The sequence below is a fragment of the Pseudomonas fluorescens genome (genome assembly GCF_019212185.1).
GTDB lineage: Bacteria > Pseudomonadota > Gammaproteobacteria > Pseudomonadales > Pseudomonadaceae > Aquipseudomonas.
In genome coordinates, this window is the sequence record NZ_CP078138.1 from 4,132,902 (window position 1) to 4,158,685 (window position 25,784).

26 protein-coding genes are annotated in these 25,784 nt (G+C 61.7%); 11 read left to right on the plus strand and 15 right to left on the minus strand.

The features are described from left to right. The first annotated feature begins 2 nt into the window (after nucleotides 1-2). From KW062_RS18400 to KW062_RS18425, 6 genes are read left to right on the plus strand one after another with little or no spacing between them, the layout of a single operon-like run. Nucleotides 3-2,918 carry a monovalent cation/H+ antiporter subunit A gene (locus tag KW062_RS18400; protein WP_027616205.1) on the plus strand — a complete coding sequence of 972 codons (2,916 nt, stop codon included), beginning with the start codon at nucleotides 3-5 and terminating at the stop codon, nucleotides 2,916-2,918. Further along, nucleotides 2,918-3,262 carry a Na+/H+ antiporter subunit C gene (locus tag KW062_RS18405; RefSeq protein ID WP_003202835.1) on the plus strand — a complete coding sequence of 115 codons (345 nt, stop codon included), beginning with the start codon at nucleotides 2,918-2,920 and terminating at the stop codon, nucleotides 3,260-3,262. Before KW062_RS18400 ends, KW062_RS18405 begins: the two co-directional genes overlap by 1 nt. Further along, entirely contained in the window at nucleotides 3,259-4,944 is a 1,686-nt protein-coding gene (locus KW062_RS18410) for a monovalent cation/H+ antiporter subunit D (RefSeq protein WP_105754906.1), read from the plus strand. Before KW062_RS18405 ends, KW062_RS18410 begins: the two co-directional genes overlap by 4 nt. Then, a complete protein-coding gene (locus KW062_RS18415; protein WP_027616203.1) occupies nucleotides 4,941-5,429 on the plus strand; it encodes a Na+/H+ antiporter subunit E in 489 nt (162 codons plus the stop codon). Before KW062_RS18410 ends, KW062_RS18415 begins: the two co-directional genes overlap by 4 nt. Further along, complete coding sequence (locus tag KW062_RS18420; RefSeq protein ID WP_027616202.1) at nucleotides 5,426-5,704, plus strand: K+/H+ antiporter subunit F; 279 nt, start codon at nucleotides 5,426-5,428, stop codon at nucleotides 5,702-5,704. The genes KW062_RS18415 and KW062_RS18420 overlap by 4 nt, the downstream gene beginning before the upstream one ends. Then, the gene (locus KW062_RS18425; protein ID WP_027616201.1) at nucleotides 5,701-6,069 is read left to right on the plus strand and encodes a Na+/H+ antiporter subunit G; all 369 of its coding nucleotides are present in this window, start codon (nucleotides 5,701-5,703) and stop codon (nucleotides 6,067-6,069) included. The genes KW062_RS18420 and KW062_RS18425 overlap by 4 nt, the downstream gene beginning before the upstream one ends. A gap of 1 nt (nucleotide 6,070) precedes the next feature. Here the strand turns inward: KW062_RS18425 and KW062_RS18430 are convergent, their stop codons facing one another. The 4 genes from KW062_RS18430 to KW062_RS18445 all read right to left on the minus strand — a co-directional run bounded on the left by KW062_RS18430 (nucleotide 6,071) and on the right by KW062_RS18445 (nucleotide 8,392). Next, a complete protein-coding gene (locus KW062_RS18430; protein ID WP_027616200.1) occupies nucleotides 6,071-6,508 on the minus strand; it encodes a DUF3995 domain-containing protein in 438 nt (145 codons plus the stop codon). Nucleotides 6,509-6,604: 96 nt separating this feature from the next. Next, on the minus strand, nucleotides 6,605-7,618 hold the full coding sequence (locus tag KW062_RS18435) for an ABC transporter substrate-binding protein (protein ID WP_105754907.1): 1,014 nt from the start codon (nucleotides 7,616-7,618) through the stop codon (nucleotides 6,605-6,607). A 120-nt stretch (nucleotides 7,619-7,738) separates the two neighbouring features. Next, the gene (locus KW062_RS18440) at nucleotides 7,739-7,942 is read right to left on the minus strand and encodes a hypothetical protein (protein ID WP_027616198.1); all 204 of its coding nucleotides are present in this window, start codon (nucleotides 7,940-7,942) and stop codon (nucleotides 7,739-7,741) included. After that, nucleotides 7,943-8,392 carry a hypothetical protein gene (locus KW062_RS18445; RefSeq protein ID WP_105754908.1) on the minus strand — a complete coding sequence of 150 codons (450 nt, stop codon included), beginning with the start codon at nucleotides 8,390-8,392 and terminating at the stop codon, nucleotides 7,943-7,945. A gap of 429 nt (nucleotides 8,393-8,821) precedes the next feature. On the opposite strand from KW062_RS18445, the gene KW062_RS29015 reads away from it, so the two are divergent. Further along, on the plus strand, nucleotides 8,822-9,070 hold the full coding sequence (locus KW062_RS29015; RefSeq protein ID WP_105754909.1) for a hypothetical protein: 249 nt from the start codon (nucleotides 8,822-8,824) through the stop codon (nucleotides 9,068-9,070). 80 nt (nucleotides 9,071-9,150) lie between these two features. On the opposite strand, the gene KW062_RS29020 is transcribed toward KW062_RS29015, so the two are convergent. Then, nucleotides 9,151-9,366, minus strand: a complete 216-nt coding sequence (locus KW062_RS29020; RefSeq protein WP_027616195.1) for a hypothetical protein — start codon at nucleotides 9,364-9,366, stop codon at nucleotides 9,151-9,153. Between the two features lie 245 nt (nucleotides 9,367-9,611). After that, a complete protein-coding gene (locus KW062_RS18450; RefSeq protein WP_027616194.1) occupies nucleotides 9,612-10,016 on the minus strand; it encodes a TraR/DksA family transcriptional regulator in 405 nt (134 codons plus the stop codon). 364 nt (nucleotides 10,017-10,380) lie between these two features. On the opposite strand from KW062_RS18450, the gene KW062_RS18455 reads away from it, so the two are divergent. Beyond that, nucleotides 10,381-10,992 carry a glutathione S-transferase gene (locus KW062_RS18455; RefSeq protein ID WP_105754910.1) on the plus strand — a complete coding sequence of 204 codons (612 nt, stop codon included), beginning with the start codon at nucleotides 10,381-10,383 and terminating at the stop codon, nucleotides 10,990-10,992. Nucleotides 10,993-11,045: 53 nt separating this feature from the next. Here KW062_RS18455 and KW062_RS18460 read toward each other — a convergent pair whose 3' ends face one another. Beyond that, on the minus strand, nucleotides 11,046-12,119 hold the full coding sequence (locus KW062_RS18460) for a diguanylate cyclase (RefSeq protein ID WP_105754911.1): 1,074 nt from the start codon (nucleotides 12,117-12,119) through the stop codon (nucleotides 11,046-11,048). Nucleotides 12,120-12,311: 192 nt separating this feature from the next. Between KW062_RS18460 and KW062_RS18465 the strand changes: the two genes are divergently transcribed. The 3 genes from KW062_RS18465 to hglS all read left to right on the plus strand — a co-directional run bounded on the left by KW062_RS18465 (nucleotide 12,312) and on the right by hglS (nucleotide 16,225). Continuing rightward, on the plus strand, nucleotides 12,312-13,766 hold the full coding sequence (locus KW062_RS18465) for a flavin-containing monooxygenase (protein ID WP_027616191.1): 1,455 nt from the start codon (nucleotides 12,312-12,314) through the stop codon (nucleotides 13,764-13,766). Nucleotides 13,767-13,785: 19 nt separating this feature from the next. Beyond that, entirely contained in the window at nucleotides 13,786-14,715 is a 930-nt protein-coding gene (locus KW062_RS18470; protein WP_105754912.1) for an alpha/beta fold hydrolase, read from the plus strand. A gap of 115 nt (nucleotides 14,716-14,830) precedes the next feature. Continuing rightward, entirely contained in the window at nucleotides 14,831-16,225 is a 1,395-nt protein-coding gene (gene hglS / locus KW062_RS18475; protein WP_105754913.1) for a 2-oxoadipate dioxygenase/decarboxylase HglS, read from the plus strand. 264 nt (nucleotides 16,226-16,489) lie between these two features. On the opposite strand, the gene KW062_RS18480 is transcribed toward hglS, so the two are convergent. The 8 genes from KW062_RS18480 to KW062_RS18515 form a co-directional block, all read right to left on the minus strand. Further along, nucleotides 16,490-17,068: a hypothetical protein gene (locus KW062_RS18480; protein WP_027616188.1), complete on the minus strand. Its 579-nt coding sequence runs from the start codon at nucleotides 17,066-17,068 to the stop codon at nucleotides 16,490-16,492. Nucleotides 17,069-17,203: 135 nt separating this feature from the next. Continuing rightward, entirely contained in the window at nucleotides 17,204-18,274 is a 1,071-nt protein-coding gene (locus KW062_RS18485) for a lipocalin-like domain-containing protein (protein ID WP_105754914.1), read from the minus strand. After that, on the minus strand, nucleotides 18,264-20,741 hold the full coding sequence (locus KW062_RS18490; protein WP_105754915.1) for an ABC transporter permease: 2,478 nt from the start codon (nucleotides 20,739-20,741) through the stop codon (nucleotides 18,264-18,266). The genes KW062_RS18485 and KW062_RS18490 overlap by 11 nt, the downstream gene beginning before the upstream one ends. Then, nucleotides 20,738-21,409: an ABC transporter ATP-binding protein gene (locus tag KW062_RS18495; protein ID WP_027616185.1), complete on the minus strand. Its 672-nt coding sequence runs from the start codon at nucleotides 21,407-21,409 to the stop codon at nucleotides 20,738-20,740. The genes KW062_RS18490 and KW062_RS18495 overlap by 4 nt, the downstream gene beginning before the upstream one ends. A gap of 77 nt (nucleotides 21,410-21,486) precedes the next feature. Continuing rightward, on the minus strand, nucleotides 21,487-22,830 hold the full coding sequence (locus KW062_RS18500) for an OprD family porin (protein WP_027616184.1): 1,344 nt from the start codon (nucleotides 22,828-22,830) through the stop codon (nucleotides 21,487-21,489). Between the two features lie 66 nt (nucleotides 22,831-22,896). Next, nucleotides 22,897-24,102 (minus strand): DUF1624 domain-containing protein, encoded by a 1,206-nt coding sequence (locus KW062_RS18505; protein ID WP_105754916.1) that lies wholly within the window; start codon nucleotides 24,100-24,102, stop codon nucleotides 22,897-22,899. Between the two features lie 27 nt (nucleotides 24,103-24,129). Next, entirely contained in the window at nucleotides 24,130-24,900 is a 771-nt protein-coding gene (locus KW062_RS18510) for a DUF4198 domain-containing protein (RefSeq protein WP_256350813.1), read from the minus strand. A 364-nt stretch (nucleotides 24,901-25,264) separates the two neighbouring features. Continuing rightward, nucleotides 25,265-25,753 (minus strand): Lrp/AsnC family transcriptional regulator, encoded by a 489-nt coding sequence (locus KW062_RS18515; RefSeq protein WP_027616181.1) that lies wholly within the window; start codon nucleotides 25,751-25,753, stop codon nucleotides 25,265-25,267. Nucleotides 25,754-25,784: the final 31 nt, after the last annotated feature.

Sequence of the window (25,784 nt, forward strand, 5' to 3'; positions counted from 1 at the left end):
CTATGTCCCTGATAGTTCTACTGCTTCTGCCTTTTATTGGCAGCTGTCTGGCGGCCTTGCTGCCGCACAATGCACGCAATGCTGAATCACTTCTGGCTGGTTTGGTCGCCCTCGCGGGTACCGTCCAGGTAGCCTTGCTGTACCCGCAAATCGCCGACGGCGGGGTGATTCGAGAAGAATTCGCCTGGCTGCCCAGCCTGGGGTTGAACTTTGTCCTGCGCATGGACGGCTTCGCCTGGCTGTTTTCCATGCTCGTGCTGGGCATCGGTACCCTGGTGTCGCTGTACGCCCGCTACTACATGTCGCCGGACGACCCGGTGCCGCGCTTCTTCGCATTTTTCCTGGCGTTCATGGGCGCCATGCTCGGGCTGGTGATTTCCGGCAACCTGATTCAGATCGTATTTTTCTGGGAACTGACCAGCCTCTTCTCATTCCTGTTGATTGGCTATTGGCACCACCGCGCCGACGCCCGACGTGGCGCCTACATGGCGTTGATGGTGACCGGTGCCGGTGGCTTGTGCCTGCTGGCGGGGGTCATGCTGCTTGGCCATGTCGTCGGCAGCTATGACCTGGACCAGGTCCTGGCCGCCGGCGATATGATTCGCGCCCATGCCCTCTACCCCATCCTGCTACCCCTGATCCTGATCGGCGCCCTGAGCAAAAGTGCGCAATTCCCCTTCCACTTCTGGCTTCCCCACGCCATGGCCGCACCGACACCGGTGTCGGCGTACCTGCACTCGGCGACCATGGTCAAGGCCGGGGTGTTTCTCCTGGCGCGGCTGTGGCCGTCGCTGTCCGGCAGCGAAGAATGGTTCTACATCGTCAGCGGCGCCGGCGCCTGCACCCTGTTGCTCGGCGCCTACTGCGCGATGTTCCAGAACGACCTCAAGGGCCTGCTGGCCTACTCGACCATCAGCCACCTCGGCCTGATCACCCTGCTGCTCGGCCTGAACAGCCCGCTGGCTGCCGTCGCCGCGGTGTTCCACATCCTCAACCACGCCACATTCAAGGCTTCGCTGTTCATGGCGGCGGGGATCATCGACCACGAAAGCGGCACCCGTGACATTCGCAAGCTCAGCGGTTTGATCCGCCTGGTCCCGTTCACCGCCACCCTGGCCATGGTCGCCAGCGCCTCGATGGCCGGCGTGCCACTGCTCAACGGTTTCCTCTCGAAAGAAATGTTCTTCGCCGAAACCGTGTTCATCAACGCCACTGCCTGGGTCGAGACCAGCCTGCCGATCATCGCCACCATCGCCGGCACCTTCAGCGTCGCCTACTCCCTGCGTTTCACCGTCGACGTGTTCTTCGGCCCAACCGCCACCGACTTGCCCCACACGCCCCACGAGCCGCCACGCTGGATGCGCGCACCGGTCGAGTTGCTGGTGTTCACCTGCCTGCTGGTGGGAATTTTCCCGGCCCAGGTGGTCGGCCCGCTGCTCGCTGCCGCCGCATTGCCGGTGGTGGGCGGAACCCTGCCTGAATACAGCCTGGCGATCTGGCACGGCTTGAATGCGCCGATGATCATGAGCCTGATCGCCATGTCCGGCGGCATCGTCCTCTACCTGCTACTGCGCAATCAGTTCCGCCACGGACGCTTCAAGTACCCGCCGCTGGTGGGCCGATTCAATGGCAAACGCCTGTTCGAGCGTGGCCTGGTACTGCTGATGCGCCTGGCGCGACGCCTGGAACGCCGGGTCAGCACCAAGCGCCTGCAGGCACAGTTGTTCCTGCTGGTGCTGGCGGCAGTGGCCGCCGGGCTGATCCCGATGCTGCACAGCAGCCTGACCTGGGGCGACCGGCCGAAGATTCCTGGCTCGATCGTCTTCGTTACCCTGTGGCTGCTGGCGATTGCCTGCGCCCTGGGTGCCGCCTGGCAGGCCAAGTACCACCGGCTGGCGGCCCTGACCATGGTCAGCGTCTGCGGCCTGATGACCTGCATCACCTTCGTCTGGTTCTCGGCGCCGGACCTGGCCCTGACCCAATTGGTGGTCGAAGTGGTGACCACCGTGCTGATCCTGCTCGGCTTGCGCTGGCTGCCACGGCGGATCGAGGAAGTCTCGCCACTGCCCGGCAGCGAAACCCGGGCAAGGGTGCGGCGCCTGCGCGACCTGGCGTTGTCGATTGCCGTCGGCCTGGGCATGGCGCTGCTGTCCTATGCCATGCTGACCCGCCAGACCCCCAACGATATCTCGTCGTTCTACCTCAGCCGCGCGCTCCCCGAAGGCGGCGGCAGCAACGTGGTCAACGTGATGCTGGTGGACTTCCGTGGCTTCGACACCCTCGGGGAAATCACCGTCCTGGCGGCGGTGGCTCTGACGGTGTTCGCCCTGCTGCGGCGCTTCCGCCCGCCGAAAGAAAGCATGCAACTGCCGGCGCAACAACGCTTGCTGGCACCGGACGTGGTCACCGACCTGGTGAACCCGCGCCAGGCCAGCGACACCGCATTGGGCTTCATGATGGTCCCGGCGGTGCTGGTGCGCCTGCTGCTGCCGATCGCCCTGGTGGTGTCGTTCTACCTGTTCATGCGCGGGCACAACCAGCCGGGTGGCGGTTTCGTCGCCGGGCTGGTGATGTCGGTGGCATTCATCCTGCAATACATGGTGGCCGGTACCCAGTGGGTCGAGGCCCAGATGAGTTTGCGGCCGTTGCGCTGGATGGGCGTAGGCCTGTTGTTCGCCACCGTCACCGGGCTGGGGGCGATGGCCGTCGGCTATCCGTTCCTGACCACCCACACCTGGCACTTCAGCCTGCCGCTGCTGGGTGACATCCATATCGCCAGCGCGCTGTTCTTCGACGTCGGTGTGTACGCCGTGGTGGTGGGTTCGACGCTGCTGATCCTGACCGCCCTGGCGCACCAATCGGTGCGTGGCCACAAGCCAAGCCAGAGCAAACCCGTAATCGCGCCAGGAGCCGCCTGATGGAAGAAGTCATCGCAATTGCCATTGGCGTACTCGCGGCCTCCGGGGTCTGGCTGGTGCTGCGGCCCCGGACATTCCAGGTGGTCATGGGCCTGTGCCTGCTGTCCTACGGGGTCAACCTGTTCATCTTCAGCATGGGCAGCCTGTTTATCGGCAAGGAGCCGATCATCAAGGACGGCGTGCCCCAGGACCTGCTGCACTACACCGACCCGTTGCCCCAGGCACTGGTGCTCACCGCCATCGTCATCAGCTTCGCCATGACCGCGCTGTTTCTGGTGGTGCTGCTGGCGTCCCGGGGCCTGACCGGTACCGACCATGTCGACGGCCGGGAGCCTAAAGAATGAACTGGATGCAACATCTGATCGCCGCCCCCATCCTCCTGCCGTTGCTGACCGCCGCGCTGATGCTGTTGCTGGGCGAGAAACACCGGCCGCTGAAGGCCCGGCTGAACCTGTTCTCCAGCCTGATCGGCCTGGGTATTTCGGTGATGCTGCTGATCTGGACCCAGAAAATCGGCGAGCCAGGCTCGATTGGCGTGTACCTGCCGGGCAACTGGCAGGTGCCGTTCGGCATCGTGCTGGTGGTCGATCGCCTGTCGGCCTTGATGCTGGTGCTGACCGGGATCATCGGCGTGAGCGCGCTGCTGTTCGCCATGGCCCGCTGGGACGGTGCTGGCGCCAGTTTCCACGCGCTGTTCCAGATTCAGTTGATGGGCCTGTACGGCGCCTTCCTCACCGCCGACCTGTTTAACCTGTTCGTGTTCTTCGAAGTGCTGCTCGCCGCCTCTTACGGGCTGATGCTGCATGGTTCGGGGCGCACCCGGGTGTCCGCCGGCCTGCACTACATTGCGATCAACCTGCTGGCCTCCTCATTGTTCCTGATTGGCGCGGCGCTGATCTACGGCGTCACCGGCACCTTGAACATGGCCGACCTGGCGCTGAAGATCCCGTTGGTACCGGAAGCCGATCGCGGCCTGCTGCATGCCGGCGCCGGGATTCTCGCGGTGGCCTTTTTGGCCAAGGCCGGGATGTGGCCGCTGAACTTCTGGCTGGTGCCGGCCTACTCCTCGGTCAGCGCGCCGGTGGCGGCGATGTTCGCGATCATGACCAAGGTTGGCGTCTACACACTGCTGCGCCTGTGGACCCTGCTGTTCTCCGGCCAAGCCGGGGCCTCGGCGTATTTTGGCGGCGACTGGCTGATCTACGGCGGCATGGCGACCATCGTCTGCGCGGCGCTGGCGATCCTCTCGGCGCGGCGCCTGGAGCGCATGGCCAGCCTGAGCATCCTGGTCTCGGCAGGGATCCTGCTGTCGGCCATCGGCTTTGCCCAGCCCAACCTGGTGGCAGCGGCGCTGTTCTACCTGGTCAGCTCGACACTGGCGTTGAGCGCGCTGTTCCTTCTGGCGGAACTGATCGAACGCTCACGCAACGCCGTGGAACCGCCTCTGGACGACGAAAACGAAGCCCTGCCGCAGCCTCTGCCTGGCGCTCCATTGACCAAGGGCATCAACCTCGACGACGAGCAGCAGGCGGTGGTCGGCCAGGTGATTCCCTGGACCATGGCCTTCCTCGGCCTGAGCTTCATCGCCTGCGCCCTGCTGATCATCGGCATGCCGCCGCTTTCAGGCTTTATCGGCAAGCTCAGCCTGCTCGGCGCCCTGCTCAACCCGCTGGGGCTTGGCGCCTCGTCGACCCAGCCGGTGTCGGCGGCCGCCTGGAGCCTGCTGGTGTTGTTGATTGTCTCCGGGCTGACCTCGCTGATCGCCTTCTCGCGCCTGGGCATCCAGCGCTTCTGGTCGCCGGAAGAACGCCCGTCACCCGTGCTGCGACGTCTGGAATGCGTGCCGATCTTCGCCCTGCTGGGCCTGAGCATCCTGCTGACGTTCAAGGCCGAACCGCTGATGCGCTTCACCCAGGCCGCGGCCAATAGCCTGAACGATCCCCAGCAGTACGTGATGGCGGTGCTCGGCACCCGCGCCGTGCCCAGCCCCGAAGCCCGGGCCGCGTTGCAGGAGGTGCAACCATGAGACGCCTGTTTCCTGCCCCGTGGTTTTCCCTGGCGCTGTGGCTGCTGTGGCTGCTGCTGAATCTGTCGGTCAGCCCCGGCAACCTGCTGCTCGGGGCGCTGCTGGCGTTCTGTGCGCCGCTGATGATGCGCAAACTGCGGCCGTTGCCTGTGCGCATTCGCCGGCCTGGGGTGATTCTGCGCCTGTTCCTGCTGGTCGGCCGTGATGTGCTGGTGTCCAATGTGGCCGTGGCCTGGGGCGTGCTCAACGCCGGGCGCCGGGCGCCACGCTCGGCCTTCGTCAAAGTGCCGCTGGACCTGCGTGACGCCAACGGTCTGGCGGCCTTGTCGATGATCACCACGGTGGTGCCGGGCACAGTCTGGTCGGAGCTGGCGCTGGACCGTAGCATTCTGCTGTTGCACGTGTTCGACCTGGACGACGAAGCGCTGTTTATCGAGCACTTCAAGACCACTTACGAGCGCCCCCTGATGGAGATCTTCGAATGAGCGCCCTGCTCTCCAACGCGATCCTCTGCAGCCTGTTCCTGTTCTCGCTGGCGATGATCCTGACCCTGATCCGCCTGTTTAAGGGCCCGTCGGCCCAGGACCGCGTCCTCGCCCTCGACTACCTGTACATCATCGCCATGCTGATGATGTTGGTGCTGGGCATCCGCTATGCCAGTGACACCTACTTCGAGGCCGCGCTGTTGATTGCACTGTTCGGCTTCGTCGGCTCGTTTGCCCTGGCGAAATTCCTTCTGCGTGGCGAGGTGATCGAATGAATGCGCTTGAGCAACTGCCGCTCTGGGTCGAATTGACGGTGGCCATCCTGCTGGTGCTCAGCAGCCTGTTCGCCTTGATCGGCGCTATCGGCTTGCTGCGTTTGAAAGAGTTTTTCCGGCGCATGCACCCACCGGCACTGGCCTCCACACTGGGTGCCTGGTGCGTGGCGCTGGCCTCAATCATTTATTTTTCCGCGCTCAAGTCCAGCCCCGTGCTGCACGCGTGGCTGATCCCGATTTTGCTGGCGATCACCATGCCTGTGACCACCCTGCTATTGGCCCGCGCTGCGCTGTTCCGCAAGCGCATGGCGGGCGATGATGTACCGGCTGAAATCAGCAGCCGACGCAGCGAAAGCGGCAGTTGACTTAAACCCAGGCAACCGCCAGCAGACCGGCCCCCAGCACCACGCACAGGGGCGAGTAGGCCCAGGTGTCGAGGCGGGCGAACTTCGAGCCCGCCCGCTCCTTGAAAAAGCCCACCAGTTCCGAATCGCCAATGGCCCTGGCGAACATCAGCAAGGCCATGGCGCTGATCAGCCATTGCAGCGACCAGTGCTCTATCTGCGGCACGAACAGCCCGACCCGCAGGCTGACAATCAGTGCCACCAGCAGCAGCCCGACGGCCACTGCCAGGGTCAGCAGTGCGGAAGGTTTGAACGCCGGGCGCAACCCCTGCCCTTCTCGTCCCGGTATCTGCGGTATGACGACGTCTGTCGCCCATTGCCCACCCAAGGCCCAATACACGTGGATCAAGCTGATCAGCACCAGGGCAGCAGCGATCCACTGAGCAAGCACGAAGGTCATGATCGAAATTCCTCGCAACGTTGGCAGAGCAAACAGCCTAGTCCAGTGCGAATGTCATCGCCTTGCGCTTTGTCAATGTTCGGTGCCGGTCGTCGGCTAAAGAGCGATCGCCACTTTGTCGGCGATGTCCTTGGGCAGCCAGGCCTTCCACACGTCCGGATGCGCCTTCATAAAGGTTTCGGCGGCCTGGCGCGGGGTGCTGTGTTGTTCGCTCATCTGTGCCAGCGCCTTGTTCAGCGGATCGATGGGCAGGTCGACCTTGCTGAAGAACTCGGCCAGGTGCGGGTACTGTTTCTGGAACGGTGTAGACACACCGATCGACAGCTTGGAGGCCAGCGAACGGGTCGGTTGGGGATTGGGGTTATCGGCATCGGTCAGGGTCTTCCAGGCCTCAGCGTCAAATGGCGGCTCTTCCAGTTGGATCAGCTTGAAACGCCCCAGCAAGGGCGTCGGTGACCAGTAGTAGAACAGCACCGGCTTGCCGCGCCGGATCGACGAGGTGATTTCCGCATCCAGCGCCGCGCCCGAGCCGCTGCGGAAATTCACATAGCTATCGCTCAGGCCATAGGCCTTGAGTTTTTGCTGGTTGACCACTTCCGAGGTCCAGCCGATCGGGCTATTGAGGAAGCGCCCCTTGCCGGGGGTTTCCGGATCGGCGAACACATCCTTGTAACGCTTCAGGTCCGCGACGCTGCGCAGGTCGGGCGCCAGGGGCTTGATGCCTTTGGCAGGGTCACCCTTGACCACGTACTCCGGCACCCACCAACCCTCGGTGGCGCCCTTGACGGGATCGCCCAGGCTCACCACCTTGCCTTCTGCCTCGGCCTTGACCCACACCGGACTGCGCCCGGCCCACTCCTCGCCAATCACCTGGATGTCGTTGTTGGCCAGGGCGGTTTCCAGGGTAATGGTGGTGCCTGGAAGGGTGTCGGTTGGCAGGTCGTAACCCTTCTCGACAATGATCCGCAAAATGTCGGTAATCAGACTGCCGCTTTCCCAATTCAGGTCGGCGAAATGGATCGGCGCCTGGGCAGCACTGGCCGCAGCGGGCGTGCCCAGCAGCCCCATGGCGGTCAGGGTACTGGCCAGTAGCAGTCGAAATCCTTTCATGCCTTGCACCTCGTTCTGTTCACAGCGATGACAGGACGGCTTGGCGAAGAACAATCGCCAACCTCTGCTTGTTCAGTCAGTGGACTGTAGTAGAGGTTCCTGACATCGATGCAACGAGGCTTACTCGGCTGACGGTTCCTGCAAGCGCTGCAACTCTCTGCGGACCATGCTCGCGTATTCCGGCGGCCGCAGCAGGTAGAGCTGTGCGGCCACCCAGTTCAGCCAGGCGCCCTGCATCTGCGCCTTTTGCGCGAACAACTCGACTGCCTTGGCGCGTGCGCCCTGCAGGTTCTGTTCGTGGAATTCGGCGCGGGACAGGCTCATTTACTCGCTGGCCTTGAACGATACCAACTCACCCTTGCGGAACTTCGCGGCCTTGGCCGTTACCGCTTTGAGGGTCTTGGTCAGGCCTTCCTGCAATTGCTGGTTGGCGGCGAACACAGTGACCACGCTGTGGCCTTCCTTGAATACAATCGCATGACCATCGGCGGTGGTGACAAAGGCGTAATCGCCAAGACCATAAACGGTCAACTTGATCTCGCGGAACTTGATTTCCATCTTGCCACCTTCACGGCTGGGTAATACCGCCGCGCGAAAGTGATCGCCTACCTTGAGTTCAAGTCGTTGCTTGTCGTCCACCACCAGCGCCGACTCGGTGTCGATCTCGGCGACGTATATACCTTCGGGGGTTTGTTCGGTGATGTAGACGAAGCGCGATTGGAACTGTTTAACCAGCTTTGCGCGCAGATCACCGAGCACAAACAAAGCGTGCATATCGAGATTACTTACTGCCAACGAAATATCCCCAATTCTGAAAATGACACTGTCCGTGAAAAAAACGGGCAATCAATAACGGCCATACCGAACTGTTGCAGCCATGACCAGACTCTAACCTTGAAGTCGCAGGGCGATCACTTCAGTGCGTAACGGGAGCAGGCTACTGGATTGCCTGTCCTTGCGTCTTGCCCGACTGTCGTCAGATGTTGAAGGAATTTATCCCTCTAACAGTCAGAAAAACTAGAAATATCAACTTTAGGGAGAAAACCCTACGTAAAAAACACCTTCTCTGACATATCGCCGGAAAAAAATTGCTTTAGATAAGCAGCGGCCTCCGTCAGTGGAGGCAATTCTAGAGCAGCCATGCACTTCTCGACTACCGAAAGTGTTGTGCAACCGTCGGCAACCCATGGAAAAGGAATTCATATGCGCCCACAAACCACTTCAAGTCATAACCCGCCAATCGCACTCTATCGGCCCCACACTCCGCAACACGGGAGCTGCAACGAACAGCAAGCGGACGTTGAACCGTCGGTTCAACTGCGTTATCAGGTGACCTTGGCGGGGAATAGTTTCTTTCATATCACAGAAATCGCCACGGGTCGCGTAAGAGGATTCCGCGCCAATCACAACGAAGCCTGCGCACTCGCCCGTCAACTCGAAGTCAATCATTGAATAACAGCCCACACCTTCGGCGCAGTCTACTGGTCAATCAAACGACCTGACTGCGCCCACTGCGGCGCTTTATCGAAGACCTACCGACCCGCCTGCTGTTGCCATGCCGTTGGCTCGACGTTCAATTGCGCCAGCCACGCGGACCTGCATTCCTGCGCTTCACTGCGACTGGCAAATGCGGTACCGCATTGCTCGCCATTGAGCAGCACGACCCAACACACTCGCTTTCCCAGCGCGCGCATTCCGGCCGGCACACCACTGCCTATCATGACCGCGACATCAACCTTGCATTGCATGGATCTACCTCAGGATATTCATTAGCCTGCTAACTATTTTAATGAAATCACAGAGAGATAAATAGCCATATGCCTGCACTATTCAGTTGCGCAGTCGGTAACAATGCCGTGGCAGCGCGCCTGCAAAATCGGCCCACGACGAAATGCAAAGATCGCAGCCCACCCTTACGCCCGGGGTTCATTCACCGGACGATGGGGCAGGCTGCGATCTTTGTGCGACAGCCCAGACGGGCTGAGACAGCGAATCAGGCTTGACGCTGGTGCTTGTCGATTTGCTCGTGACGCTCTTGAGCTTCGATGCAGTACTTGGTGGTCGGGCTGATCAGCAGGCGCTTCAGGCCAATCGGCTCGCCGCTGTCGTCACACCAGCCAAAGCTGTCGTCGCCGATACGCTCCAGGGCGCGCTCGAGTTGTGGCAGCATGCGCTGGTCACGGTCGATGGCGTTCACCAGCCAGGTGCGTTCTTCTTCGACCGAAGCCGCGTCAGCCGGGTCTGCCGGGGAGTCCAGGCTTTCAATGGCGATACGGTTCTGCTCGATACGCTCGTGGGTTTCCACCTTCATGTTTTGCAGCAGCTCTGTGAAATAAGCCTGTTGCTCGGCATTCATGTAGTCATCCGCCGGCATGGCCAGCAACTTATCCTTTGTCATTGATTTCTCTATAAAAAATACGTGCATTAAGGCGAATCAGGGAGCGTTCCGGTCGACCTGCAACGGTCTCGGAAAGGCGCCATACATTCCAAGCGCCACCCGGCACTCAATTTACGAGGGGCGGCAGTCTAAGGCCGAGTGACAGCCTCAGCAACTGAAAAGACAGGGAATTTGTCAGACAAAGCCCGGAAATTGCTCTGCGGCAAGCTTTGGGGCGGTTATCGGAGTGTGTTTATAGCAAGAAATTCCCTGCAATGGCTGTATATAGAAGACCAACGGCTGCCAGCCCCGAAAGGCCCTTTGGATCACCGTGGATTTAGCGCTAGAGTCAGACACTCGCCACCCAACGTCCAAGGAGCTGCACATGAAATTGATCGGAATGCTCGACTCACCCTACGTAAGGCGCGTCGCCATCAGCCTCAAGACGCTGGACATCCCATTCGAGCACGCGGCGATCTCGGTATTTCGCGGCTTCGAGGCATTTCAGGCAATCAACCCGGTGGTCAAGGCGCCCACCCTGGTGCTGGATGATGGCGAAGTACTGATGGATTCCAGCCTGATCATCGAGTACCTGGAAGCCTTGACCGGTCCTGGCAACAGCCTGTTGCCCAGCGCCCTGCCCCAACGCCTGCGCGCACTGCGCCTGATTGGCCTGGCGCTGGCGGCGTGCGAAAAGTCGGTGCAGATTTATTACGAACGCAACCTGCGTCCCGAAGAGAAACAACACGCGCCTTGGCTCGAGCGCGTCAGTGGCCAATTGCACGCGGCGTATTCGGCGCTGGAGCAGGAGCTTGAGAAGCAGCCGCTGAGGATGGATGGTCGCCTGGAGCAGGACGGTATCACCCTGGCCGTGGCCTGGAGCTTTACGCAGTGGGTGGTGGCGGATCAGGTGGATGTGGTGCAATTTCCGAGGATCAGTGAGTTCACGGCCTATGCGGAGCAGTTGCCGGCGTTTATTGAGGCGCCGTTGGACTGATTTTCTGGCCTGTATGCTCGGACCTCACCGCTGTCAAGCCAGCACCCCCCAACTCAAACCGTCCCCGCAGTCACCCGCTGCACCAACCCGTCAGCATGGCAGATAACCCGATTACGCCCGGTGGTCTTGGCCGCGTACAGCGCCAGGTCGGCGTCGCTCAGCCATTGGGTGGCGTCGCTGTGCATCGGATTGAAGGCGGCCAGGCCGATGCTCAGGCTGACTTGCAGCGCAGGATTGTGCTCGTAGCCAAGGCCGGCAAAACGATCGCGCAGCGCGTCCATGACTTGCACGGCACGGGCCAGCGGTACATCGGGGAGGATCACGCAGAACTCGTCGCCGCCATAACGTCCGGCGATGTCGGTGGCACGCAGGTTCTGTTTGAGGATTTTGCTCAACTGGCGCAGCACGATGTCACCGGCGACGTGACCGTAGGTGTCATTGATGGCCTTGAAGTGGTCGATATCGATCAGCGCGATCGCCCCGCCACTCTGTTGGCGCTGGCAACGCTGGAACTCTATTTCCAGAGCATCTTTCCACGCCCCGTGATTCAACAGGCCGGTCAGGCTGTCGGTGCGACTCAGGGCGAGCAGTTGGCGCCGGCTTTGACTCAGCGCGTGGGTCTGACGAAAGCACACCCAACCCAGCGCCAGTGGGTAAAGCGTCAGCAATGGCAGGCAGGCGTAAAGCTGCAGGGGGCTGGTGGCCGGTATCGAGGCCGGAAAAAACAGCAGCAGCCCAACCCCCAGGCCGAGCAACTGGGCCAAGGTACCAAGCAGCAGAAAGCGCACGCCCCCAAGGGCCACATTACCCATGGCCATCATCGACAAGGTCACGACACTGGGCAGCGGATTGAACTGCATGGCTGCCACCCAGAAGCCGCCCATCAGCGAATCGATCAGCAGACTGCGCTTTTCCGCGTGAAACACCGACGCCGAACGACGAGCCCATTGATAGGCCAGGTGCGGCCACAACAGGCCGTTGAACAGCATCAGCGCCACCAGCCAGTTGGGCGGGTCGAGCGGCAGGACTGCCGCACCTACGCACAGCAGGCCCAGCAGCACCCCCAGGGTGCGCGAGCGGTATTGCCTCCTGGCCAATAACAGTCCCTTGCCGACAACAGATTGCATGGGCCCAACGCTCCTTTTGGCTGCAGCAGGGAATCCACCAGCAACGGCTCACCCACTCGGGAATAGCATCGAGTCTATCAGGGCAACGTCAAATAGCCATCACCGGCGACCAGGCGAAAGATTGACTATAAATGAAAGGGAATGATTGCACCCTGGGCCCGTAGGCAGTCTGCACATTGAGCGAGGAGGCGCATGCACAGCTATCAGGTGCTGATCATCGGCAGCGGGTTTGGCGGCCAGTGTGCGGCAGTCAACCTGCTGAAGGCGGGAATCAGTGATTTCCGCCTGCTGGAACGACGGGATTTTTTTGGCGGTACCTGGTGCCAGAACACCTACCCCGGTGCCGCAGTGGATGTACCTTCGCCTCTCTACTCGCTGTCGTTCGCCTCCTGGCGCTGGACGCAGATGTTTGCCGAACAGGCCGAACTGCAGCAATACACCCAGTACGTCGTCGATCACTTCCAATTGCGCGACAAGGTCGAATTGCAGGCCAATGTCGAGCGCGTCGAGTGGGATCAGGATGCCCGGCAATGGCAGGTCTTCACCCGCGACAAAGGTATTTTCCGTGGGCAGTTCCTGATTAATGCCTCCGGGCCGTTGAGCCAACCGGTTGTCCCGCCCTTCAAGGGCCTGCAGCGCTTTGCCGGCAAGAGCTTTCACAGCAACGCCTGGGATCACAACTACGACTATCGCAACCGACGCGTGGCCATTGTCGGCAGCGGCGCCAGTGCCGCACAGATCATTCCCGCGCTGGCGCCGCAGGTGGCGCAGCTGCATGTCTTCCAGCGCAGCGCCCACTGGGTGCTGCCCCGCGCCGACCGCCGCTTCGGCCGCTTTCAGCGCTGGCTACTGGGTATCAAGCCGGCCTACACCCTGTTGCGCTGGCTGATTTACTGGCAATTCGAAACCCGGGTGATTGCCTTCAAGTACTCCACCAGCGCCTTGAAACTGGTCCAGGGCCAGGCGTTGCGCCACCTCAAGCGCCAGGTGCCGGACGCCGAGTTGCGCAGGAAACTCACCCCGGATTTCACCATCGGCTGCAAGCGGGTGATCCTCTCCAGCACCCTGTACCCGGCCCTGAGCCGCAGCAACGTCACGTTGCATGGCCGTGACCAGGGCATCGCCGCCCTGGATGAGCGCGGCATCCAGACTCTCGACGGCCAGCACATCGACCTCGACCTGATCGTCTGGGCCACCGGTTACGACGCCACTGACGGTGTGATCGCCTACCCTGTACTGGGCAAACACGGCGCCCGCCTGAGTGACGCCTGGGCGCAGTACCCGCGCGCCTACCTGGGCACCAGCCTGCCGGACTTCCCCAACCTGTTCATCGTCACCGGCCCCAACACCGGCATCGGCCATACTTCAGCGCTGTTTATCATCGAGTCGCAGATGAACTACATCCTCGACTGCATCCGCACCCTCAAGGATCAGGGGTTGCGCAGCATCGAGGTGCGCCGGGAGGCGGAGCAGGCCTATACGCAGATGATTCACCAGGAGATGGCACGCACCGTGTGGCAATCCGGCGGCTGCCACAGTTGGTACCAAAGCAAAAGCGGCCACGTGATCGCCATGTTTCCCGGCTTCAGTTTCAGCTACCACCAATTGACCCGACGGCTGAAACCGGCCGACCATATTTTGTCCTGAGTGTTTTAGGGAGAAGTCGATGTTCGTCGTGCTGATCGTTGTCGCACTGCTTGTGTTATGGACCTGGCGCACCTGGCCGCGACTCGGCCACCTCATCTACGACGCGAGCATCGCTCTGGAGGCGCGCCTGTATCGCCTGGATAAAATCACCATGCCGATCGCCGAGATGGGCATGGTGACCTACCAGGCCGGCCCCGACACGCCCGACCGAACCATCCTGATGCTCCACGGTTTCAGTGCCGACAAAAGCATCTGGCTGCGCTTCGCCAAGCATTTTGTCGACGATTGCCGGGTGATCATTCCGGACCTCGCCGGGCATGGCGAAACCGGGTTCAAGGCGGGTGGCGGCTACGACATCCCGGTCCAGGCCGAGCGGATGATCCAGTTGCTCGACGTCTGCGGCATCGGCAAGGTGCACCTGATCGGCAACTCCATGGGCGGCTACATCGCCGCCTGGCTGGCCGCTACCCATCCCGGGCGCGTCGCCTCGCTGACCCTGCTCGATGCCGCCGGCCTCCCTTCGCCCGAGCCCAGCGACATGGGGCGCATGCTGGAGGCCGGGCGCAATCCGTTCCTGGTCAATTCAGCGGCCGACTTCCGGCAACTCTACGGCATGACCATGGCTTCCCCGCCCTGGGTGCCGCGCATTGTCCTGGCCGCGATTGCCGAGCGCTATCAGGAGCGGCGCGAGGAACTGGCGGAAATCTTCGACGACTTCCACGCCAGCGAACCCATGACCGCACGCCTGTCAGCGATCCTCGCGCCGACCCTGGTGGTCTGGGGACGCAAGGACCGCCTGCTGCATGTCAGCAGCGCGCAACTCTGGGCCAATGGCATTCCTGGGGCGCGCCTGGAAATCCTCGAGGGCATCGGCCACATGCCGATGGTCGAACGCCCGCGAGACATGGCCGCCCTTTACCGGGAGTTTCTCGAGCGGCCACGCCGATAAGCGCCAGGCACCAGTCATTTGCAGAATGAAGTTCTGAAGAAACTTCGTTTGCCAGCCCGCACAGTGCCGAACAGAATCGGCCTACTCCACTGTCACCGTGCCGGGATGCAAATTGATGAACACGCCGAACCTCGTCAGCCCTGACCTGATCCGCCAACGCTTCTCGCGGGCAATGTCAGACATGTACCGCGAAGAAGTGCCGCTGTACGGCGCACTGATGGAACTGGTGGCGCAGACCAACGCCCAGGTGCTGGAACAGCAGCCGGCGATCGCCCGGCAATTGCACAGCACCGGCGAAATCCAACGCCTGGACCTGGAACGCCATGGCGCGATCCGCGTCGGCACCGCCGAAGAACTGGCCACCCTGTGCCGGCTGTTCGCGGTCATGGGCATGCAGCCGGTGGGTTACTACGACCTTACACCGGCCGGGGTCCCGGTGCATTCCACGGCATTCCGCGCAGTGCATGAAAGTGCCTTGCAGGTCAGCCCGTTCCGGGTGTTCACCTCGCTGCTGCGCCTGGAACTGATTGAAAATTCCGAACTGCGCCACTTTGCCGAGTCGGTGCTGGCGCAACGTTCGATCTTCACCACCAAGGCCCTCGAACTGATCGCCCACGCCGAACAGCATGGCGGTCTCGACGAGCAGCAGGTCGAACAGTTTGTCGCGCAGGCCCTGGAAACCTTCCGCTGGCACCACCGCGCCACGGTCACGGCCGAGCAATACCAGCAGCTCAGCGCCCAGCATCGCTTGATCGCCGACGTGGTCGCATTCAAGGGCCCGCACATCAATCACCTGACCCCGCGCACCCTGGACATCGATATCGTGCAGGCGCAAATGCCGGTCCACGGCATCACACCCAAGGCGGTGATCGAAGGCCCACCGCGTCGGCAATGCCCGATCCTGTTGCGCCAGACCAGCTTCAAGGCGCTGGACGAAGCCATTGCCTTCACCGACCAGCAACAGGCCAGCGGCAGCCACAGCGCACGCTTCGGCGAAATCGAACAACGTGGCGCAGCCCTCACCCCCCAAGGTCGCGCCCTCTACGACCGCCTGCTCAATGCCGCCCGCGATGAACTCAAGGCGTTCCCCAACGAGGCCAATGCTCAGCGCTACAACCGCCTGATGCAGCAGCACTTCGAGGCCTTCCCGGACACCTGGGCCGAGTTGCGCGAGCAAGGCCTCGCGTACTTTCGCTACTTCGTCAGCGAGCAGGGCCAGGCCGCGTCCGCCGCCGAGTTGCAGGGCCTGGACCTGGACGCCCTGCTCGACGCCGGTTACCTGTACATGGAGCCGCTGGTGTATGAAGACTTTTTGCCGGTCAGTGCCGCAGGGATATTCCAGTCGAATCTGGGGGACGCCGCACAAAGTCACTACGCCCAACACGCCAACCAGGCCGCATTCGAGCAGGCCCTGGGGCGCAGGACTATCGACGAGTTGGGTTTGTATGCGCAGACACAACAGCGTTCGATAGACGACTGTCTATCCGCGTTGAAATCATCAGGAAAGTAGTCCGGACATTCGAGTCAATAGTACTTTCGAATGTTGTTTGTCGAACGTTGGGAGGAAGTTCGCCCAGTATTCTGGCCTCGGCAATCCTTGCACTGGTAAAGAGCCAAAATACTGGGCGAACGGCGGTAATATTAATGCAAACTGGCAGATATGTCCGTTGTAAATTTCTGAACATTTCTCACAACCTATTTCACCAATGCCCATAAACGAAAAAAAGCGAACCCCGGCCTCGGCGGGTGTCGCTTTTTTTTCGTAGCGCAGCGTTTAACGCAGGGTCGTCACCTTCAACACATCGGTGTAAACCACGTTCACGCTCTGATCGACCTTGAGGTCTTTCAGCTTGGCTTGCAGCTCGGGTTTTTCCACGACCACCGTCTTTTTCAGGCCCTCAGGATTTTGCAGCGTCACTTCATTTTTCTTCACGTCGATGGCGGTGATTTTCAACTGCACCTTGACCTGACGATAAGCGGTGCCACCTGGATTAGGGTTGTCCGCCGTGGCACGGATTTCGCCAACGCGCTCGACCGTGCCGGGCAAGCCTTTATCGATATCGGTGTCGAGCAGCGCGACGACCGAGCGCACGACATCCAGTCTCACCGTGTCGCCCGCCTTCAAATTACCCAGGTCCTTGGCCTGCTCACTGAGTTGGATCGAGACCGGCTTGCCCCCGTTACCTTCAAGCACGACGAGGTGATTGGCCGCATCGACGGAGACCACCTTGGTCTCTATCTGATTGGCGACCACCACTTCGGAAAATGGAATTTCGGCAGCGTAGGCACACAGGCTGCCGGTGGACAGCAGCGTCGCGAGGGTAATGGCTTTGGTCAGTGCATGAAGCTTCATGGTGATACCTTCCCTGTACTAAGAAATGGGGACATTGACTGTCAGCTCTAGCCTAAAGTCTGGTGTGCTGAGTGAGCATAGACATAGATCAGTAGATTTCCTGAAACATCCGGCGCTTGCGTGCAATTGGCGCATTCAGTAGCCGGTCATTTCCAGATAACCGCTGCCGCCGTGGCTCCCGTTCAACTGCACCGGCCCTTCCCAGTAAGGAATCCGCAAGTCCATCCAGGCATTCGGGTTCAACGCGGAGGCGCTGATGTCCAGGCCATGTGCCGCAATCCTCAACTGCCAGCGCGTCGGCAGGGTGCGGCCCGCAACCGTTGTGTTGGCCAGCGGCGTCAGGCTCACATCGGCGCCAGTCAACGGGCTGGCCTGCCCCTGGGGGTCGATCCAGGTGCCGCTCACGTACGCCTGACCGTCCGTTTGCCGCACGCGGAACAGCATCACCTGCGCGCCACTGTCGAGGTGCAGGGAAAACCAGTCCCAACCGCTTTGCCCGGCGCTGAGCGGCTGGCTGCTCCACTCACGGTCGAGCCAGGCCGGGCCGCCGACCTCATACACGGTGCCGTCGATTTCCAGGCTGCCGCTGGCGGCCAGAAATGGCTGGCTGTAGTAATACGACGCCTGGCCCTGCGCGGATTTGCGGCTGTAGCCCTGATCCCCTTGCAACACCAACGGACGGTTGGAAGTCAGCTGCAAGCGGTAGCTGAAACCCTTGCCGCTGGCCTCGACCCGTAACGCGGCCAAGGGATCGCCAGACGCGGATTGGCTGCTCAGGCGCCAGTCATCGATCCATGCGGCAAAGGGCACGGTGCTCACCCCCGCCTGGCCGATGCCGCCTCGGGCATAGCGTTCGGCGGCATGTTGGGTGGTGGCCGAAGTCACTGCGGCGTGGCCCAGCCAGACCACCTGGCTGGCCCAGCCGGGTTGCTCCGCAGCGGCCTTCAGGGCATTACGGAACAAGGTCCACTGCACGCCGAATTCGCGGCCTTCGGCATCCTTGAGGTTGGCGGTGAGGTACCACCATTCGACGCGGTAACCGTCATGCGCACCGTGGTCGGCGGGGAAGCTAAACACCCGCCCCGGCGTGACCTGACTGAATGCCGCCGCTTCGCTGCCCAGCCCGGCGAAGCCTTGCCCGGTGTCGGCGGGCTGATCACAGCCGCTCAACAGCAGCAATACCGTCAGCAGCCACTTAATCCTCATGGGCGAAGCTCCTGAGCAGGTCCGCAGGCTGGGTGCGGTACAGGCTGAACAGCGGCCAGCCCGAGGCCAACAGGGTCGCCAACATGGCCAATCCCAGCAGTTGCGCCAACTGCCACGGGAACACCCGCATCGGCAAGCGCCAGCCGAAGGCCTGCACGTTGATCACCGTGTTCAGGCACCAGGCCAGGACCCATCCCAAGGGTACCGCGAGAAGCAGGGTCAAGAGTGCCAACAGCCAGGTCTGGCCAAGGTTGAGCAACATCAGTTGCCGCCGCGTGACGCCCATCGCCCACAACGGCGCCAACTGCCCCAGGCGACTTTGGCTCTGGGTCAACAGGCTGATGAACAATGCGACGCCCGCCACGCCCAGGGTCAGGCTGTTGAGCGCGGCGGTGGCGGCAAAGGTGCGCTCGAACACCTGGCTCGACCAGCCCTTGAGACGGGCTTGATCGACTATTCGGCTGTCGTCGATGGCCACGTTGGCGTGCAGGGCCGTCAGCAATGCCGGTATCGCGCTCGGCTCCAGGTACAGGTTGAAGCGATTGGGGCTAAGCGTGGGCCAGTGCTGCAGCAAGTGCTCGGCACTCACCAGCAGGTGGCCCTTGGGGTTGCCATAGTCGGCGTAGATGCCAATCAATTGCGGCGACCATTGCCCTTGGGGTGTGGTGATGGTCAGCCGGTCGCCCAGGCGCAGCTTGAGGCGCCGCGCCAGTTGCTCACTGAGCATCAGCGTGTCCTGCGTTGCCAGTTGGTCCCAGGGGGCGTCGCCCAGGGCTTCGAGCAATGGCCAATGCTGACGATAGGTCGGATGGTCGATCACCCCGTACAGGTCCGCCGGCCAGCCCTGCAGCGTCAGCGAGGCCTGCCAATTGGGCAGTACGGTCGCGAGGCTCTGTTGCGCCAACCATTGCTGCACCTGTAGCGCCTGCGCAGGGTTCTGTGGGCTGATGTACAACTCGGCGCTCAGGCGTTGCTCCAGCCAGTCGCTGAAGGTCTGGCGAAAACCGGCGGTCATGCTCCCGGCACCGATGTTGGCGGCCAGCGCCAGCAGCAGCGCCATCAACGCCAGGCTCAACGCCGGCAACTGCTGCCGGCAATCGGCGACAAACCATTGGCCGAGCACCGAGCGAGTGTGGCGTCTGGCGCGGTGCAGCAGCGCATCGAGCAGCACCGGCAAGCCCAGTGCCGCCGCCAACAACAGCGCCGCCAGCAGGACAAATCCACTGCTCAGGCTGTCGCCCCAACCCCAGGACAGCAACCCAATCAGTGCCGCAATCGAAGCCACCAGAGCCTGACGCCGCAACCAGCGGCCATGGGCCTGACGCCAGGCCTGGGGATCGGCCAGGGCCAACAGCGGCAAGCGCGCCGCACGCAATAAACTGTCGACCCCGGCCAGCAACGCACCGAACAGGCTGACGCCAAGGCCACCGAGCCACCACCAGGGACTGAGACTCAACTGCCCCGCCACTTCAGCGCCGTACAATCCACGCAGACTGGCAGCGACATCCGGCAGCAACACGCTGGCCAACAGGTAGCCGCTGACCACACCGAACAGCCCGCCCAGCAGGGCCAGGGCGCCCAACTCCAGACTCAGGCACAGCACCAGCATCGGCACGCTGACGCCGCAGGCGCGCAGGGTTCTGAACAGGCCACGGCGCTGCTCCAGCGCCAGGCCAATGGCGGCATGGACGATGAACAAACCGACGACAAAGGAAAGGAACCCCAGGGCGTCGAGATTCAGATGAAAACTTTCGGTGAGACGCGCCAGATTGTTTTCATCACTGCCGTGATTCAACTGCAAGCGCGTATGAAAGGCTTCGGGTAAGGGCCGGTCGCTGGTGGCGAATTCCTTGGGCAGCAACAGACGTGAAACCTGCCCGGGCAAAGCCAGAACCTGCTGCGCGACGCCGATGTCCACCAGCAGCACACCGGGGGCCATATCCGCCTGACTGTGCAGTGCAGGCAGCGCCTGGCCGTTGCTGGCCTGGGGTTGATCGCCCTCGCGCAGCCCCAACGCCTGCAGGGTCTGCGGGGCAATCCAGGTGCGCCCCGGCGGGCTGATGAAGTCAACCATTTGTGGCAGATCCAGAGACTGACCGGCGAGTGCCGAGCCCACCGGCAGCGACAAGGGTTCGATGCCCAGCAGTTGCAAGCGCTGCCCTTCGTGCCCCTTGAGCGACAGCCGTCCCTGCAACGTCGGCGATACCGGCCAGCCGGCCTGACGCAGTGCGACAAACCAGTCCTGGGAAAAATTCGCCCCATCCGGCGCAGTCAAACTGGCCTGGGGCTCGCCGCCAATCAACTGATTGGCCCGCGCGTAACTGTCGCGCGCCTGAGTGTTCAGGGCTTGCACCCCGGTCAACAATCCGGTGGCCAGCCACAGGCCGGTCAGCACGCTGAAAAACTGCACCGGGTGCTGGCGCCAATGACTGAGCAGTGCGCGCAGGGTTTCGCGCAGAACGTTCATGACGGCGGGCCAGGGTCGACCAGGCGGCCACCTTGTAGCATCACGCGCTGGGCCAATCGCGCCGCCACCCGCGGACTGTGGGTGACCATCAGCAAGCGCGTCGAGGTGCCGGCCAGCAATTCCAGCATCAAGTCGAGCACTTCGTCGCTGCTGTGCTCATCGAGGCTGCCGGTAGGCTCATCGGCCAGCAACAAGCACGGGCGCGACGCCAAGGCCCGCCCCAATGCCACCCGCTGCTGCTGACCACCGGACAACTGCTCGGGATAACGCTGGAGCAAATCCCCCAGCCCCAGACGCTCCACCAGTTGCGCCAGCCACCCCTGATCCAGGCGCCCGGCCAACCGCGCCTGAAACGCCAGATTGTCCTCGACCCGCAAACTGCCAATCAGGTTGAACTGCTGGAACACCAGGCCAATCTGCAGCCGCCGCCAATTCGCCAACTGACGCTCGCTCATCAACGCCAGCGCCTGCCCATCCAGTGTAATCTCGCCGCGATCCACCCGATCGAGCCCCGCCACCAGGTGCAGCAAGGTACTCTTGCCGCTCCCCGACTCCCCCATCAACGCCAGACTGCTCCCCGCCTCCAGTCGCAGATCGACACCCTGCAAGACCGGCAGCGGGCCTTGGGCCGTGGAGTAGCTTTTGAAGACGTCTCGGACCTCAAGCATTGGCGTAGTTCGCAGAGTGGAGGCGGAGAAGTCAGCATAGGAGCTGCACGCCGCACGCCGCAAGCTTGTCGCTTACTTCAGAACTTCCCCCCAAGCGGATACTCGACGGCCAGGCGAATCTGGTTGGCATCCAGCTCCGCTTGCGCGGCGTTGCCACGATGCACCGCGTGACGCAGGGTAAACGCCAAGTTCTTCGCCACCCCGGACTGCACCACGTACTTGGCCTGCACGTCGCGCTCCCAGTGTTTGCCTCCCTTGCCGTATCCCAGCCAGCTGTAACCGCCATTGGGGTCCATGTGACTGCCGTCGATGCCACTGCCGCGCACGTAGAGTGCACCGAACGTCAGACCGGGCACGCCATAGCCGGCCAGGTTCAGATCGTAACGGGCTTGCCAGGACGCTTCCTGCGGGGCGTTGAAGTCCGACAACGCCACGGCATTGCTCAGGTAGATCGCACCGCGAGTGACATAGTCGTAGGGCGTGTCGCCGTCGACCTTTTGATACCCCACGCCAAAGCTGTGGGCACCGAACCTGTAGGTCGTCAGCAAACTCCAGGTGGTGTTGTCGATCCGCCCTGACAACGCTTTGCCGGTGTCCTGCGTGTGGTACAGATTCAGGTCGAAGGTGAGGTCCTGACCCTGTGCCGTGGGCAGGGTGTAGAGCGCACCCAGGTACTGTTGACGCCAGGTGTCGTCGTAGACGGCGCTGAACAGACTGGCATTGAGCCCTTTGATTGCCGTGTTGCGTACCCCGACCAGGTCAAAGCTGTTGCCCTGCCTGGCGTTGGAGTAATTGACCACAAAGCCCTGGTCGTGGCTGCTGGCATTGCGGTCCGTGCTTTCGGTGAAGTGCCCGCCGTACAAGGTAGTCGCGGGCAATTCGCGACTGGTCAACAGCCAGCCGGTGGCGGTTTCGGGCAACAGGCGGCTGTCGGATGAACCGAACACCGGGGTTTTCACCCGCTGCTCGCCATAACGCAATTCCGTCGAGGAGAAACGCAACTTGGCCACGGCGCCGCCGCGACTGAATTCATCCTTCGGATGGCCCTCATTGTCGACGCCCAGCAGCCGCGCCTTGCCTGCTCGCCCGCCGCCGCTGTCCAGTTCCCACCCGGAGTAGGCGTGAGCGTCAACACCGAAGCCTACCGTCCCTCTAGTGAAACCCGAGGTGAAGTCGGCCATCAGCCCGTAGGCCCATTCTTCGGCAAGGTCACTGCGTTCGGCGCGGGGTTTGTAGGCGTTGCGCGCGCCGTTGCTCAGCGAGCCATGTTCGTAGTCGCGACGGTCATAGACACTGCGGTTGAGCAGATTCCACTGACTGTCCTCGACGAATCCCTTGGCGGTGTCTTGTTCTGACGCGCAGGCGAGCAGCGACTGCCCGCCCAATGCTAATAGCAGGGTGTGTGTCGATAAAGTTTTCAAGGTGCAACTCCACAGAACCAGGATCTGCAAGGTGTCCCGCCGGCCGGCGGGACACCGTTGGGTGCCTCAGAGGTATTTGAGGATCGCAATGTCGCGACGGCGCTGCTTCAGCGCCGCGAACCAGCGCGTCGGGAAGAACAGCAAGACCCCGAGAATCGCACTCCACAACCAGACCATGGGCAGATCATCGAAGCCGTAGTACTGGCCCTGGTTGGCACCCCAGATGGCGACTGCGACCAGGTACATGGCCTTGAGCACGTACAAATGCAGGAGGTAGAAGAACATCGGCGCCCCGCCATAAATCGCCAGCGTCGAGGTCGTCCAGCGATCCTGGAGCTTCTCGAACAGTGCAAGCAGAAGCAGACTCAACCCCAGGGTCGGCATCAGGAACATCAGCGAAGGTGGATACTTCTTGGCGCTCATGAAGCTCATGAACGTGCGCAACGAATCACCGGTCTGCACCCAAGGCTTCTCGCCATAAACGTTCAGGTAACGGATGAACACAAACGCCACGAGCAGGCCCGCGCCAAGTTTGAGCAGACGGGACAAACGCTCGCTGGGATCCATGTCCTTGCCAAACCACGGCCCGATGGCCCAGCCCAGCACGATCACGCCAATCCACGGCAATACCGGGTAGGTGGTGCGAGCACGGGTGAACTCGGTGATGTCGATAAATACGCGCTGATGCAGAATCGACCACGGCACAAAGAACGGCGACTCAGGCCCCACCGTGACGTTATCGAACAGGTTGTGCCCTGCGACAATCGCCACCCCGAGCACGATCAGCCAACTGCGCTTGAAGTGCAGCAGTCCGGCCAGCACGATCATGCAGATGCCGATGCACCAGATCACCTGCAACCAGAGGGTCTTGGGCGGAAACTCAGCGTTCCAGGCAAAACACACGAAGGTGATTTCCAGAAACACCAGGAACAATCCGCGCTTGAGCAGAAACACCGAGGTTTCACTGGCGGTGTGTTTCTGGCTGTAGAGCCACGCCGACAGACCGGTCAGGAAGATAAACGCCGGGGCGCAAATCTCGCTGAGCATCCGGGTGAAATACAGGTCCGGCGTCACGCTTAACGCGTCAATCGGATCGGTGACCTGACGGTGCAGCAGGAAGGTTTCCCGTACATGGTCAATCAACATCAACAGCATGACAAAACCGCGCAGCGCGTCGATCGCCAACATCCGCGTGTTGGCCTTTACAGCGGGGGTAGCCAGCGCCGGGGAAATACTTCCCGCCTGCCCGGCCAATCCTGAAGATTGGGACATAGTGCTCACTCCTGGAGGAACGTGGGGTCAGGCCTGTTTTTTCAACCGGGCGATCTCGGAGGCTGGCAGCTGCGACGGTGCCCGCGGCAACGATGGCTGACCCTGGGTGCGATAGAACGACAGCGTCGAGCTGAAGCTCTTCAGGTCAAACGGCTCGGTTTTACCATCGGGGCCGACCCGCTCACCGGCGCTGCGATCCTTGTATTCGACGGCGACCACATAGGTCCCTTGCCATGGCAAATCGAAACTGACCTTGCCGTTCTTGTCGGTGCGCCGAGTGACCACTTCACCCGACCCGACTTCCAGCACCACGTCCTGCTCGGCGAGCGGTTTGTGTGCGTAGAACACCTGGAATTGCGCGGTGTTGCCGTCGACCTGGCCGGTGGGCACGATGTCCAGCGCCAGCTCCGGTACCCGGGCACGCAAGTCACCGACCCAGCGCGTGGCGGGTGTCCAGTAGGTCTTCAGGGTCTTGCCCGCTTCATGCAGATCGAAGATCGGATAATGCGCGTCCTGTGCCAGCAGTGAATCATCGCCGGCGCCCTGGTGGGCCACCGCGAAGGCCTGACGCTGCAAGGTCAGGGGCAGTGCCCGGGAGGGAGTACCTGCCGGCCAACCCTGAAGTTGCACGAACCGGTCCATCCCGCCCGGTGTGACTTCCAGCACGTTTTTCTCATACTCGCCGTAGTACAACGACAGCGGTTGCCCCGGTGGTTGTTCGTACCAGATCTGGTGTGCTTCGCTGCTGGCGGCCAGCAGGAAGACGCCGTAACCCAATAGTGCTTTTGCGTTGCTCATTCGCATTTTTTTTCGCTCCGATTGGTGTTATTCAACGATTCGTTGCTGGCGCTTCATCCTTGCGGAATCAGCGACTTTCACAAACCGCGCCCCACTTCCTGCAAGCATTACAACGCAGGGACTTTGACGATTTGTTCCGTAATGGGCGGGTGCGGGGCGATCGGAAACTGTTTTTGCCGGTCGAAACAGATGTTTATGCGGCTTGCGCGAGGATGAGGCGGGTTTGCGGGTTTGCGCGGCGAGATGTCCAAACACGGTGCATTGCGCGCCGCAGCACTAATTGCAGGAGCCAGCCTGCTGGCGATGAAGTTGATGCGGTGTGACTGATGGCCCCATCGCTGACAGGGCTCACAGAGAGGATGCTTCAGTGCCGCAGCAGCTTGCGCAGCGGTACGCCGTCCTTGAGCACGGGGGATTTGATGACGATGTAGCTGAAGTATTTGGAGATGCCGATGTTCTTGTCCAGCAGGCTTTCGATCACTTCCTGATAGTGCTGGATACTGCGGGTCATGAAGCGCACCAGATAATCGTAGCCACCGCTGATCAGATGGCATTCGAGCACTTCATCCACCAGGCGAATGTTCGACTCGAACTTGGCGAAGTCTTCGCGCTTGTGGTCGCTCAAGGTGATTTCCGTGAAGACCGTCACCGACTCGGTGATCTTCGCCAGGTTCAAGTGCGCCTTGTAGCTGGAGATGTAGCCGGCCGACTCCAGCCGCTTGACCCGTTGCAGACAGGGGCTGGCCGATAACCCCACGGCATCGGCCAAGCTGACATTGGTCATGCGCCCGTCTTTCTGCAGCTCTACCAGGATGCTGATGTCGATGCGGTCCAGTTTGACTAAACCTTCCATTGCGTACCTCGTGACTGCCATTTGTAAGACA